The sequence below is a fragment of the Brucella sp. NBRC 12953 genome, from assembly GCF_040369775.1.
GTDB lineage: Bacteria > Pseudomonadota > Alphaproteobacteria > Rhizobiales > Rhizobiaceae > Brucella > Brucella pseudogrignonensis.
Window position 1 is genome coordinate 135,091 of sequence record NZ_BAABSV010000007.1, and the last position, 13,550, is coordinate 148,640.

The window sequence follows — 13,550 nt, forward strand, 5'->3', positions numbered from 1 at the left end:
CCCCAATGGAAAATTTAACTTTGTGATGGCTTAACCCTGCAGGGCAGATGCGCCACCGCGAGCCTGAACCGCAAGGCTACCACGCTCAACCCCGGCCTCCAGGCAATCCAAAGCACAGCGTCCATCCATCCAGAGATCAATGAAGCCGGCATTGAAGGCATCGCCCGCGCCCGTGGTGTCGACAACCTCAACCTTATTTGCCGGGAGGTGCATGGCCGTATCCGCCAAACGGACCCACGCCCCCTCTGCGCCCGCTTTCAGTGCGACGACTGGAAAATGTACGGACAAAATATCGAGCGCTTTGCTGGCATCACTCTCGCCGGTCAAAGCTTCCGCTTCTGCGCTGTTTGGCAGGAAGATGTCCACGCCCGCGCAATTGGTCAGGAAATCCGCGTTAAATATCAACGCCTCGTCCCAGCTTGGATCCAGGGAAACGGTCAAACCGGCAGCTTTGGCCTTTTTGATTAGACCGGGAATTTCATGCAATGTCGCATATTCAGCGATATGCAGATGCTTTGCATTTTCCCAGCCGAGCGCCTCTTCAAGTGTCGATGGCTGTACTGTTCCGGCGCGCCGCGACAGGAATGCACGATCATTGCCGATAACGCTTGCCACAGTCACTTGTGGTCCTGCCTCATCGGATATTTCCAGAAAGCGCAGATCGAGACCTTCCATCGTCAGATCGGGTACCAAGCCCTGCGAAAGGCTGTCGGTTCCTAGCCGCGCAACCAGAGCAACCGAGCGCCCCTGATGAGCGAAATGCGCGGCGGAGATGAACGCACCACCACCAGCTGCAATTTTCATATCAGCGGCGAATACTTCGCGGCCTGGCTCTGGCAATGCCTGCAGACCCGTGAAAATCAGGTCGCAATAAATCCGTCCTATGCTCAGGACAGCGGGGGTTTTAAACTGTTTTGACATTATAGACGACCGAGGCTCTTTTCTGTCTTGGCATCAAACAGATACAGGCTACCAGCCGGTGCGAAGACGCTCAGCGTCGCCCCAGCCTTTGGCACGGTTTTTCCCGGTGCTGTCGCAATGATTGCCGCACCATCGACATCAAGATGAACAAGCGTTTCCGATCCCAACGGTTCAACAGCTGTGACAACGCCTTGCAGCGATATCCCACCGGCCGCGCCGCTTTCGCCAACCGTCAATTCATGCGGGCGGATACCGATCAAAACGTCGCCATCCGCGCCAAATCGCACCGTCTCACCGTTGCGGTGGCCCTTGAGCAGGTTCATCGACGGGCTTCCAATAAAGCGCGCGGTAAATACATCCACCGGATGCTCATAAAGCTCTGTCGGCGTGCCAGTCTGCAGAATATGGCCGTCGCGCATCACCACAATACGATCAGCCATCGTCATCGCTTCGACCTGATCATGGGTCACATAGACGGTGGTTGTCTTGAGGCTCTGGTGCAGGCGCTTGATTTCGATGCGCATCTGCGCGCGCAATTGTGCGTCAAGGTTGGACAATGGTTCATCGAACAGAAAGGCTGACGGATTGCGCACCATCGCACGGCCAATCGCCACACGCTGGCGCTGACCACCGGACAATGCCGCTGGACGTCGATCCAGATAGGCGGTCAGTCCCAACGATGCACCAACCTCTTCGATACGCTTGGCTTTTTCCGCCTTGGACAGTTTTGAGGTGTAAAGGCCAAAGCCAATATTCTGGCGCACGCTCATATGCGGATAGATCGCATAATTCTGAAACACCATTGCAATATTGCGTTGTTTCGGATCGCGTTCATTGACCACGTCGCCGCCAATTTTCAGCCTTCCGCCAGAAATATCTTCCAGACCGGCAATCATGCGCAGCGTTGTTGATTTACCGCAGCCGGAAGGGCCAACGAAGACGACGAATTCTCCGTCTTCGATCTGCAAATCGATTGCGCGAACCGCTTCGACCTTGCCGTAACGTTTGACAAGTTTTTCAAGTTCAATGGTTGCCATTAACGTGTCTCCGCAATTGCGCTGAATTTTTCATCAAGTTCTTGCTGGGCTCTGCGCTCATAAGCTTCATGGTCTGCAGCGCGTTCTGCAAAACCCGCAACATCGCGCTGGTAGCGAGCGAGCGCTTCGGCCATCGGTCGCGGTGCCGGCCCCCCCAGTCGATCACGGACGGCCACGAAATGCCGTGGTGAAACCAGATCTTCAAATTTGGCCCGATCAAAGGATGGTTCGCGGCCGGTTGCTTCAGCAAATGCTGCAAGGAACGGCGCAAAGCCGTCCTTCTCAAGCCCGCCACCCTTTGCCACCACCGCGCGCGCCACGGTCGCTGCAATCTCATGGGCCTGACGGAATGAAAGATCCTCAGTGCGCACCAGCGAATCTGCCAGTTCCGTGATGGTGATGCAGGAACGACGGATATTCTCCGCAACGCGCGCCGGATCGATGCGAATGGCGTCAATGAACGCCGCCAGAAGATCCAGAACGCGGCCGGCAGAGGCGAAAGCCTCATAGCCCATCTGCTGGGTTTCGCCCTCGCTGTCATTCATATCCGTGAATGGCGTATTGTGCATCACATCCAGCACCGTGCGAGCACGCCCCATGGTCTGGCTCGACAAATGACGCATATGTTCAATTGGCACCGGATTGCGCTTTTGCGGCATGATCGAGGAAATCTGCACAAAGGCGTTGGGCACATAAATCTGTCCAACTTCAAAGCTTGTCCAGAACTGGAAGTCCTGAATGAGCCGGCCCAGATGAATGAACATCAGTTCCAGTGCGGAATAGGTCGCGGTGACATAATCAACCGCTGCGATACAGCTGTAGGAATTCTGCAAGGGGGCAGCAAAGCCCAACAGCTCCGAGACGCGCGCGCGGTCGATCGGAAAGCCTGTGGTGGTGATGGCTGCTGCCCCCATCGGTGACTGGTTTACAATCGCCCGAGCGGCTTCAAGCCGTTCAATATCCCGGATGAGCACCTCGGTGGCTGCAGCAAGGTAATGGCCGAATGTGGTCGGCTGTGCCGGTTGTCCATGGGTATAGGCGACGATCAATGTTGTCTGTTCGCGTTCGACAGCTGCAAGCAGCACATCCAGCAGGTGGCGTGACTTCTGAAGCAGTGCATCAATGCGCTTTTTCAAACCAAGCTTGAACAGCGTATGGTCAATATCATTGCGTGAGCGTGCAGTATGCAGACGCCCTGCGACATCGGCACCGATCCGGGCTTTGAGTTCCTTCTCGATAAGAAAGAAGAAGTCCTCAACCTCTCCGGTGTAGATCAATTCGGCCGGATTGATTTCCTGATCAATCGCTTGGAGCGCAACTGCGATCTGCGCCGCCAGATCGCGATCGAGAATGGCGGTTTCAACCAGCATCACCAGATGGGCGCGATCGATGCGCCTGAGACCGTCGACATGATGCGTTTTGGCACCATCGAATAAGGGTCGCAGCACGGTTTCCTTGTAGACCGGATCGGGAAAAACACTGTTATCGGAAACTTTCGGATCAAGACCAGACATGGTTTAACCTTTCAGACCAGCAAGCATGACACCACGTACGATGTAGCGTTGAAGCAGCATGAAAACGATCAGCGTTGGCAGCGTGGCAATTGCTGCCCCCGTCATGATCATTTCCCACTGGATCGATTGTTCAACAGCGAAGCTCGATAGTCCCACTGGCAGCGTATAAAGTTCAGGGCTGGTGGAAACAATGAGCGGCCAGAAAAATGCCGTCCAGTTGCCAAGGAAAGTAAAGATCGCCAGCGCCGACAGGGCCGGTGTGACCAGCGGCATCGCAATTTTCCACCAGATCTGGAATTCGTTGAGTCCGTCAACGCGCGCAGCTTCGAGGAAATCATTGGGCACGCCTTCAAAGAACTGTTTCATCAGAAAGGTGCCAAAGGCCGTCATCATGCCGGGGAACATGATGCCCCAGTAACTATCCAGCCAACCGAGCTTGCTCGACATCAGATACCATGGAATGACCAGCATTTCGGTGGGGATCATCAAGGTTGAGAGGATCGCCAGGAAGATGAAATAGCGGCCACGGAACTGAAATTTTGCCAGCGTATAACCGACCAGACTATCAAAAAAGACGTTCGATAAGGTCACGACCACCGCGACGAGCATCGAATTCATGAACCAGCGTAGAAAGCGCCCGTCAGCAAGAATGGTGGCATAGTTTTGAAGCGTCGGCTCCGCGGGAATGAGCCTCAAATCATAGACCTGACCTGCAGTTTTCAACGAGGTGGAAAACATGAAGACAAGTGGCGTGATCATGATCAGACCGCCGATGAACAGCAAAGTCCATGTGATGATACGCCCGGGCTTCAGGTTCTGGAACGGAAGGGATTTGGTCTGTGCAGGCGCGGTCATTTCTTTTCCCTCAGAATCCAGAGCTGTAACAGGGATACGCAGAGCAGAATGATGAAGAGGATAATGGTTTGCGCAGCCGCATAGCCCATCGCATAGGATGAGAATGCCGTTTGATAGATCATCAGCACCAGTGGTTTTGTCGATCCCAGCGGGCCACCTGGATCATTGGTGGTCATGTTGTAGACCTGATCGAAGATGCGCAGGAAGCCGATCGAGGAAAACACCACCAGAAACACAGTTGTTGGCTTTAGCAACGGAATGGTGATTTTGCGCAGAATGGCCCATTCGCCAAGCCCGTCGATACGCGCCGCCTCATAGAATGTGCCGGGAATTGCGCGCAAGCCCGCCATGAAAATGATGATCTGAAAGCCAAGACCTGCCCAGATTGACGTCGCCATGATGGCATAAAGCCCCTGATCAACCGAGCGCAGAAAGCCTTGTTGCGGCAGACCGAGAGAACTCAGGATATTATTGATGAAACCTATGGGTGCAGGCTGATAAAACCAGCGCCATACCCATGCCATTGCTGCGGCCGTGGTCAGATATGGCAGGAAATACAAGGCACGAATAAAGCCGTGCATCAGCCTGACGCGGTCGAGGTAATAAGCGATGACAAAAGCCAGAACCAGACTGATAGGCGTGCCCACCAACAGGTAGATGAAGGTGTTCTTGAACACTTTCCAGAATTCAGGATCGGCAAACAACTTCTCATAGTTCGCAATGCCGATAAACTCCGGCGGACTCATCAGGTCCCAGTTGGTGAACGACAACCAGAAGGCTTCAATCGTCGGATAAAAGCGGATGACGCTATAGAAAAGGATGGGCACAGCCAAAAAGCTCCACACCCAAATCAATCGTCTGGTTTTCATCGACAGGCGATCTGTCAGTCGCGAACCGAAAGGTCTGCGCGCTGTATGATCGGGTTCAGCCGTCATTGTCATAATAAAAATCCTTTGCCCGGCCGATGCGTTGCGGGGCAGCCACAATCGGAAGCGGGCGGTCCGTAAGAACCGCCCGACCGAAGCCAGTTCTACTTCGCAGTGTCGAGAATGGCTTGTTCAGCCTTGGCAGCTTCATCAAGGGATTGCTTGACTGGCTGGTTCTGCAGGATCACGCGGTTAGACATGTCGACGACGATCTGGCGCTGCTTCAGCTCATCGGTGAACATGGTTGTGTGGGCATAGTCCAGTCCCTTGAGGAAGGGTCCATAAACCGGATCAGCCAGATTGGTTTCCGTCAAAGCCGCCGAACGGCGCGCAGGCAACTCGCCAACACCCTTGAGCCAGATTTCCATGGCTTCGGGCGAGGTGATATAGTTGAGGAACTTTGAGGCTGCTTCCAGCTTTTCGCCCTTTGCCGATGCACTGATGCCATTGGCAAAATAGCTGGCATAGTTCGAACGCACGCCCTCAGCATTGGCTGGCAGCTCAGTCACGCCCCACTCGAAGTCCTTGATGGTGTTGAAGGCTGCCAGACGGAACGTCCCATCGACAGTCATTGCCGCCTTGCCGGAACGGAATGCGGCGTGGCCTTCATCCATGAACTTCACTTCGCCGACCTTATACTTGGTCTGCAGGTCGGTGTAGAACTGCAACGCCTTTTCACCGGCGGCATCGTCATAGGCAACCTTGCGATAATCATCGCTGTAAGGCTTGCCGCCGAACTGGCGAACCAGCACTTCGCGCCACCAATGCAGATCCTGGCCCGGCATATCCAGCGTGATGCCTTCACTCAACAGATTGCCGGAAGCATCGCGCTTGGTGGCCTTCTGCGCATAGGCAAGCAACTCGTCGAGGTTTTTCGGTGGGTTGTTGGGATCAAGGCCGGCTTCTTCGAAAAGCTTCTTGTTGTAGAACAGCGCCAGCGAGCGCACAGCGGTTGGCAAGCCGTAATATTCATCGCCGCGCTTCATTGCACCGACGATCGGGAAGAATTCACTTTCGATTTTGTCATGCGGAAATGCGTCCTGCGGCAGTGGCTGCAAGATGCCGCCGGCAGCAAACTTATCAAGCCAGCCGTAGAACAACTGCATGACGTCCGGACTTTTGCCGGCCATCTTCGCCGCAATAACGCGGGTCTGATAATCGTCGTAAGGGAACGTGACCTGCTTGACCTTGATATCCGGATTGGCTTTTTCGAAATTCTCGATCAGCGTGTCCATCGTCTTGACGCGCGATTCAAAGACATATTGCCAATATTCGATTTCAACTGCCTGTGCGGCATTGATTGCGATTGAGCTTAAACCGGCCACAAGACCCGCAAGCAGCAACTTACCCATTTTCATAAGACCTCCCCATTACTCAGTCCCTCTGGCGCCTGAGCAAGGTATCTGCAGATCAATGACCTGCCGGTTCCACCATTGCTGCATTTTGCAGCGTCCTCACCGTCGACAGATGGGCTTCGTGCCATCAATGTCGGCAGAGCGATTTTCGCCCCACCCTAGGCTTCAATTTTGCGAGGCATTTGTCAATAAGATAATTTAGTTGAATTAATATATTGCTGTTAAAACTGACCTGCGCTATCAAATTCGAGGCATTCGGGAGACAGTATGAAATCAAAGGCGGCAACATCACCAGCTGTAGCGCATCCAGACACGCAACCGATTACTCTGGGCAAAAATCCTGAACGAATCCGCGATCATAACCGGCGGGTGGTGCTTGATGTCGTTCGCCGACATGGCCCTGTGGGGCGCATGCATATCGCGCGGTTGACGCATCTGACCGCGCAGGCCATCGCCAATATCGTCGATGAACTGGTTGCAGAGAATTTTCTGATGCAGCTTGGGCGATTGAAGACAGGGCGCGGACAACCCCCTATCCAGTTTGCAGTCAATCCGTCAGGAGCGATGACAATCGGCATCGAAATGGGCTCGACCCATATTGTAACGACGGTGCTTGATCTGTCCGGTGTGCCGCGGCAAAAGCAGGTACATCTGATGGCTGACACGCGCCCGGACGCGCTTTGCAGTCAGCTTCGTATCGAGATTGACAAGATCAAATCCGCGTTTGATGCACGCCTGCTCGGCATCGGCGTCGTCATGCCAGGCCCATTTGGCATTGAAGGTATGACATCCGTCGGCCCGACCACGCTGCCGGGTTGGGCAGGGATTGATGCTGCAAATCTATTGAGTGAAGCCTTCGGTGAACCTGTTATCGTCGAAAACGATGCAAATGCCGCAGCCGTCGGCGAACGCCTGTTCGGCGCAGGACGCACGATTTCAAACTTCGCGATGATCTATTTTGGGGCCGGTATCGGCCTCGGTATGATCCAGGATGGCGCCCCGTTTCGCGGCGCTTTTGGCAATGCGGGTGAAATAGGACATATCTCGATTGTTCCCGGTGGGCGTCCTTGCTCCTGTGGCCAGCGTGGCTGTCTGGAAACCTATTCCTCGGTGCATGTTCTTAAAGAGAGGCTGTCCAATGCGGGACTGTTCGATGTCAGCTTTGAAAGGCTGGAAGAACTTTTGCGCGACCGCAACCCGGTCATTTTGGACTGGCTGGGGGATGCCGCGCAACATCTCGCACAGATGATCGCAATTATCGAAAACATACTCGATCCCGAGACCGTAATCCTGGGCGGAATGTTGCCCGATCCTTTGATAGATGCACTCATCTTGCAGATGGACCAACTGCCCATATCCGTTGCAAACAGAAGTGCGCGTGCGCTGCCGCGTGTGCTTCGGGGACAAACCGGGCAGTTTACCGCAGCGCTGGGAGCGGCTTCGTTACCCATGTTCGAGATGATGACGCCAAAGCTTGATACCAGTCTCTAGGATAGGGGTGAATTGCACCTCTTTGCGGCTTTGGCGTGTTAACAGGTGGTGATCGGCGTGAGCACTTCGCCCCATCATCGCCATCCTTGTCCAAATGTGCCGAAGTTTCACATCCTTGCAAATATCCCGACATATCGCTCAATCATCGTTGCGCAAAAACACCCTCTTCATGCGGTGAGGCGTTTCGGCGTTCTTCAACGCACCATTCCCAATGCCCAAGCAATGGCCTCAATCCGACTTCATCGACACGACCGCCTCCAAGCGGGCAAGATTTTCTGCCGGCGACGAACCCTAGCAAATCAGATGCGGTAATTTTGTCGCGACCTTACATGAACCCGCCCGCTTTGAGCTGGCGTAAAGGACCCGAGCGGCACATTCGTGATCAGCAGACCTTATCTCGATCAATCCCGCATTTAGCCCGGAATTCCATCACCGATGGATAACCTCAAAAACATCACCGTAGCCGCGCAGCACGAAAAAAAATGGCTTTGAATGAAGGGCTGTTTTTGAAACTGTTGCGCGCGCCGCCTGCGTTGAAATCCATCTTAGCATGGGCGATTCCTGCAACCGAGATAATGCAATTTCTTGGGGCAAGGACCAGTCAAATATAATTTCTAAAATATTTTTGAATAATTGGTACCGATATTCGCTAAAGACTCCCATGCTAAAAATATTTCTCTAATATTTATTGACATTTCTTATAGATTATATTAGATAAATTCTATCGATATTTTGTTGAAGAGTTTTTGCTTATTGCACAATTAGCACGGTGCGCTGAACGAACCCCCTTTTTAAAGATCGTATCACTTTGCGCCGCGCGTTAGCGTGTCGTCATTCATGTTTTCACGAAAGGGTTTGTCATGAACACCGGAACAGTTAAATGGTTCAATTCCACAAAGGGCTTTGGCTTCATCCAGCCTGACAATGGTGGATTGGATACCTTCGTTCACATCTCAGCGGTTGAGCGCTCGGGCTTTTCTTCACTCACTGAAGGCCAGAAGTTAACTTATGACCTCGAGCAGGATCGTAAATCTGGCAAGATGTCGGCTTGTAATCTTCAGGCTGCCTAAAGTAGTTTTCTTCTGTTCTTTGACCACGGATGTACTGGCATCGAATTTGAGGATCGCTTTTGAAGGGTCGAGTGCACGCTCGGCCTTTTTTATTTCCTGTTTGCTAACAGGATCAGGATTCCAATCAGGAGGTTCCTTTGCCAAACCCACCAAGTCATTCAATCATAAACCGCATCCCTTCCGAGGGGAAACGGGCCGCTCCCGTCTCCCGTCCGATGATCCTTCGCTACCACAATCCCAACAATGCATTGTCGAGCGAATGGTCCAAGCTGTCCAACGTTTTGCGACGCAGTGGCGGCGGCTGTTCGAAAAGCCGTGCTCGTTAGCGGGATAAATCATGCAACGGGAGATCAAGCGCGATGATAGAACTTACCAAAGATACGCTTTTCAAACCGCTTCTTTCGCGGATGGAAGCGCAAAAATCCGCAAGCGATAAGACGGCCAAAGCGATTTCAAGCCGAGAAAAAACTGTAACAGACGCGAAGACCCTACGCTTGAAGACGGCAAGAATCGCGCGCGATCAAAATACTTAACAGCAATGAGGAGTTATTGTGCAAGTTCTCGTCCGAGATAACAACGTCGATCAGGCGCTCCGCGTCCTTAAAAAGAAGCTGCAGCGAGAAGGCGTTTTTCGCGAATTGAAGGCGCGTCGTGCCTACGAGAAGCCGTCGGAGCGGCGGATACGTGAAAAGGATGCCGCAATCAGTCGAGCAAGGAAGGAAGCCAAGAAAAAGGCGCAGCGCGACGGCTTGTTGCCCAAGCCAAAAAAGAAACCAATTGGCCGACCCTCGCAGCAACGCCCATCAAATCAGGCCGCAGGCACTGGTCTTCTTTCCGAAACATGACGATTTATAAAACCTCGCTTTCCAGCCAATCGGCGGCGCGAAAAAGCAGGAACAAGGGCGAAGACCCATCGCGGCCATGACCGCGCTTGGATGGACTTTGCCCTCAGCGGACCGACAATTTATAGCCTCTGGCCTGCCAGCTTCTGGCGCAACTTCCAAACACACAATACTATGCAGCATGCGATGATAGTGGTCCGGAGCAAAAACGATCTGGCGAAGCATGCTGCTAGAACCTTCAGCGATAGTATCGAATACTCAGCTTTAAGGCAGCTATCTGGCAATCAGATCATAGCCGATGACCAGCCAGGCAACCAAAGCAAGATCGATACTTATTATTAGACCAGCGATGAGATACACTCTTAGACCGACATCGAAAGGTCTTTGAACTTTCATTTCCTCAACTCCATTCTGTCAGTGATCGTTCAGACGGTACCACCCTCGATAGACCCTTACAAAAAGCGCCAGATGGTCACGTTGCGAAGTCGCCGCATTCCTGCTGAGGTAAACCTGCAGCCAAATGAGCTGCGTTGAAGGCATATGTTTGGCCAAGCATCTCGCACTAAACGGTTCCCTCACCCAGTTTTCTGTTCTGACGATGTTGAGAATGATTGGATACAGGATTCTCTGGCCGCGTAACGTTGCCATCTCCTTCACCATCACCTCGCGTGGTGCTCTCGGCAAGTCAATCATCAGCCAACCTGAAAGGAAATTTCGTCGTTTCCGGCGGTCTAAGGATCGAAGAATCCCGAGCGATTTTCAGGGTCGGGCTGCCACCTTCACTTTCCAAGCGTTTCAATGCGGCGAGATGGATTTGAGAGATACGTGGCCTCACAAATCCCAAAACGATTTCCGGCATCGCAACTGGGTCGTTGCAGCGGTCGCAATCAATCTGGGAAAAGGAACTGGCCGCATGCAAAGTCCTCTGCATCGTAGCGGCCCCGTCAACCGCACAGCCTGAATGCTCCAGAAAATTGCGAACTACTGAGAAATTGCGAGGAGCGGCACACCGCAGGCGTGAATCGGAAGACATATGACATCCTCCTTCATTATTGGGGCCGGAGATTGTATTCTCCCGACGACAGCGCCCTTCTCAATTGCTGTTGACAATAAACTTTGCGCTTATATGAATAAAATAGCAATATAAAATTTGTTTTTTCATATATATCTAAAAATATTACTTATGAGTTTTTTACATTAAATTTAGAAATTCATCGCGATGATTTATAATGCTGCATTTTCTCAATTTCGTCGATGAATTGTTCGGCGTATTGAGAGGTATCGACAGTGTCCACTTGCTTCGAACCCGGACGATGCGGCGGAGAGAACACGGCTTTTAGTCGATCCAGAAATCTTGGTTCCGTTTCTGCCATATGTGCAACGCGTACTTGAAGTATTTGTTCATGCGCCAAGACCTTGCGTTCCAACGCTGTGGTATCATCAGCCATTGCTCTTGCCCCGATAAAGGGGTGGATGCGTCGACCGTGTGGAAAAAACCGCCGCATGAGCCTCGCAGAATATTTGCCAGCTGCCTCCAGTCCGTTGAGGGCGAAACCATCGTCTGATGGGCTTTGCTAAGATCGTTATTGCTGGCTGTTCTGCTATCTTCGTGCGTTGGGCCTATGGTGCGCATCCGTTCAGCCGCTTGGGGCAAGTGCGCAATGTTCATTCTATCCTGCTTTTGTTCCGGGGGAAGCTGTATCAACGCGCCTCTGCCAACTCGTTGGCGCATGCAGTGGCCAGGGCCGGATTGGGTTGTTTTTCTCCCAATGGCGTTGCCCAGCCTGTTTTCTCGATAAGCGTGCGTCGCGAATAATTCGATGCTGCTCGAAACTCAGCAAGTATGTTTACAACAGCCGGATCGTTCCTGGATTTTTCAATGCAGTAAGGCATTAAAGCCATCGCCACGCCCTCGGAGGTCCGAGATGCGATCAGACGCTCAGATCCCCCTTGTGTCATCCAGCCGCCAACCGAAAAGCCGAAAGCCACTGTAGCGACGACGCCAGCCAGCGCTCCGCCAAGAGCGGGCTTCACCCAATTCGATCTGTCCATGATGAGATCCGATCTTCAACGATCGAACGCACTTAATTATGCGTTAGATGCTCAGTATAACACCATTGAGTTCAATTTGCGCGCGAATTATTTGACGAAATGTAATTATTAGTTGCTTCAATATTTTGCTCGGGAAAAGCCAACCTGACTTCCAGCATGCTCAGCGCAATCCGACCAGAGCCGACGTCCTATACTTATCGGGGTTCTGTCGCGAAATTTTCACGTCTTCTGAGTAGTGTCACTATCGGTGCACGTAATTCAATGAAATGGAAACGGATGACGGTGGATTTTAAAGGTGCTCACTTTCCCAAAAGTGTCATTCTTTAAGCTGTTTTCTTCTATGTCCGTTATTCAGTTTTCTATCGAGATCTTAAGGAGATCATAGCTGAATGTGGGCTGGTCGTTGACCATGCAACACTGAGCCGTTGGGTTGTTCGTTACGCGCCTAAGATCGCAGAATAGGCTCAGAAGCGAAAATGCGTCGAGCCAAAGCGACACGCAGGCATCAGTAAAATGGAAACGTTCGATCACCCCATTTCCAACGGGTGAATAGGCAAGTCACTCGTCGAGCCGCGCCAAAGCTTCGATGGCGCCCGCTTCGCGAATGCGAGGACTTGCGCTTCGGCTTGACCCAGTGCGTCATCATTTCTGCGGTTCTTTCTGCACTCTTTTGCGGTCTGGTCCAATTGACTTCACTGCAAAAAACTCACAGGCGGCGCGTCTCACTGTAGAAAGACGCTATTATGCAGTGCACCCAAGTATATTATCTCCCATATATCAGAATAAATATCACATAATATTTTCCAGATAATTTGTATTGAGATCATTCAAAAAGACCTTCTAAGATTAAAAAATTATATAATCTGCGGATCGGAACGGTCATAACACGTAAATAAAGAAAACGCCTTTAAATGACCTCAATTTAATTCTTGCATTTGAGCTCTTTAAAGTTCATCTTTAAGTTTCAGCATCAAATTTTTACCTGGGTTCGCTGACAAGATTCGCTTGTCCCCACCCGCAATCCGAAAGGAGGACGCGATGTCTTCCAATATCTATTCCGTCGATTTCCACTCAAGCAATCGTATGCTTAATCAGATGATGGCAAGAGCCGGTTATGTGACCCTAAGAATGAAGCCTTTGTCCGGCCCACTGTTCTGCCAGTCTAAATTGGTCTTGGAGAAGTTTATGACGGGTGTCATGCGTGACCATCGGGTCGACATTGCGCCAACTCCGGACGCCACCTCAGCATATGGCACAGCTTAGTTGATTTGTCTGATCTTCGGTAATCTCAACACTGGCGAGAACTCGCCTATATCAAAATCCACCTTCAAGACCAGTTTTACCATGTTGCATGGGTGGATTGCCCTTGGCGGGTACCGCGCCAGGACAGGCGTCAGTCCAGTTTGGTAACGTCGTCTCCCCAATTCCGCACCGTTTTTGGCTTCGAACATTATCATCCCTTTATCATCTCGACAGCTAAAAGCCTG

13 protein-coding genes and 1 pseudogene are annotated in these 13,550 nt (G+C 52.0%); 5 read left to right on the forward strand and 9 right to left on the reverse strand.

Features of this window, described 5'->3' with window-relative positions; genetic code table 11:
• Positions 1–30 precede the first annotated feature (30 nt).
• From ABWV94_RS17425 to ABWV94_RS17450, 6 genes are all read right to left on the reverse strand, one after another.
• Complete coding sequence (locus ABWV94_RS17425) at positions 31–921, reverse strand: carbohydrate kinase family protein (protein WP_353414690.1); 891 nt, start codon at positions 919–921, stop codon at positions 31–33.
• A complete protein-coding gene (locus ABWV94_RS17430; RefSeq protein WP_353414692.1) occupies positions 921–1,958 on the reverse strand; it encodes an ABC transporter ATP-binding protein in 1,038 nt (345 codons plus the stop codon). The genes ABWV94_RS17425 and ABWV94_RS17430 overlap by 1 nt, the downstream gene beginning before the upstream one ends.
• Positions 1,958–3,472, reverse strand: coding sequence for an argininosuccinate lyase (gene argH / locus ABWV94_RS17435; protein ID WP_353414694.1), 1,515 nt, complete (start codon positions 3,470–3,472; stop codon positions 1,958–1,960). Before argH ends, ABWV94_RS17430 begins: the two co-directional genes overlap by 1 nt.
• 3 nt (positions 3,473–3,475) lie before the next feature.
• On the reverse strand, positions 3,476–4,327 hold the full coding sequence (locus tag ABWV94_RS17440; protein ID WP_113497149.1) for a carbohydrate ABC transporter permease: 852 nt from the start codon (positions 4,325–4,327) through the stop codon (positions 3,476–3,478).
• A complete protein-coding gene (locus tag ABWV94_RS17445) occupies positions 4,324–5,268 on the reverse strand; it encodes a carbohydrate ABC transporter permease (RefSeq protein ID WP_502905189.1) in 945 nt (314 codons plus the stop codon). Before ABWV94_RS17445 ends, ABWV94_RS17440 begins: the two co-directional genes overlap by 4 nt.
• A gap of 89 nt (positions 5,269–5,357) precedes the next feature.
• Positions 5,358–6,605: a sugar ABC transporter substrate-binding protein gene (locus ABWV94_RS17450; protein ID WP_113497331.1), complete on the reverse strand. Its 1,248-nt coding sequence runs from the start codon at positions 6,603–6,605 to the stop codon at positions 5,358–5,360.
• 270 nt (positions 6,606–6,875) lie between these two features.
• Between ABWV94_RS17450 and ABWV94_RS17455 the strand changes: the two genes are divergently transcribed.
• From ABWV94_RS17455 to rpsU, 3 genes are all read left to right on the forward strand, one after another.
• The gene (locus ABWV94_RS17455; protein ID WP_113497151.1) at positions 6,876–8,099 is read left to right on the forward strand and encodes an ROK family protein; all 1,224 of its coding nucleotides are present in this window, start codon (positions 6,876–6,878) and stop codon (positions 8,097–8,099) included.
• Between the two features lie 860 nt (positions 8,100–8,959).
• On the forward strand, positions 8,960–9,169 hold the full coding sequence (locus ABWV94_RS17460; RefSeq protein ID WP_113497153.1) for a cold-shock protein: 210 nt from the start codon (positions 8,960–8,962) through the stop codon (positions 9,167–9,169).
• A gap of 551 nt (positions 9,170–9,720) precedes the next feature.
• Positions 9,721–10,014, forward strand: coding sequence for a 30S ribosomal protein S21 (rpsU, locus tag ABWV94_RS17465; RefSeq protein ID WP_113497155.1), 294 nt, complete (start codon positions 9,721–9,723; stop codon positions 10,012–10,014).
• A 682-nt stretch (positions 10,015–10,696) separates the two neighbouring features.
• Here rpsU and ABWV94_RS17470 read toward each other — a convergent pair.
• The 3 genes from ABWV94_RS17470 to ABWV94_RS17480 form a co-directional block, all read right to left on the reverse strand.
• Positions 10,697–11,044 carry a hypothetical protein gene (locus tag ABWV94_RS17470; protein WP_113497161.1) on the reverse strand — a complete coding sequence of 116 codons (348 nt, stop codon included), beginning with the start codon at positions 11,042–11,044 and terminating at the stop codon, positions 10,697–10,699.
• A gap of 178 nt (positions 11,045–11,222) precedes the next feature.
• On the reverse strand, positions 11,223–11,459 hold the full coding sequence (locus ABWV94_RS17475) for a hypothetical protein (protein WP_353414698.1): 237 nt from the start codon (positions 11,457–11,459) through the stop codon (positions 11,223–11,225).
• Positions 11,460–11,712: 253 nt separating this feature from the next.
• The gene (locus tag ABWV94_RS17480) at positions 11,713–12,063 is read right to left on the reverse strand and encodes a hypothetical protein (protein WP_113497165.1); all 351 of its coding nucleotides are present in this window, start codon (positions 12,061–12,063) and stop codon (positions 11,713–11,715) included.
• Positions 12,064–12,339: 276 nt separating this feature from the next.
• Between ABWV94_RS17480 and ABWV94_RS17485 the strand changes: the two are divergent.
• Both ABWV94_RS17485 and ABWV94_RS17490 read left to right on the forward strand, forming a co-directional pair.
• A pseudogene (locus ABWV94_RS17485) lies at positions 12,340–12,519 on the forward strand (IS6 family transposase); the annotation flags it as partial.
• Between the two features lie 582 nt (positions 12,520–13,101).
• On the forward strand, positions 13,102–13,326 hold the full coding sequence (locus tag ABWV94_RS17490) for a hypothetical protein (protein WP_079210498.1): 225 nt from the start codon (positions 13,102–13,104) through the stop codon (positions 13,324–13,326).
• Positions 13,327–13,550 lie beyond the last annotated feature (224 nt).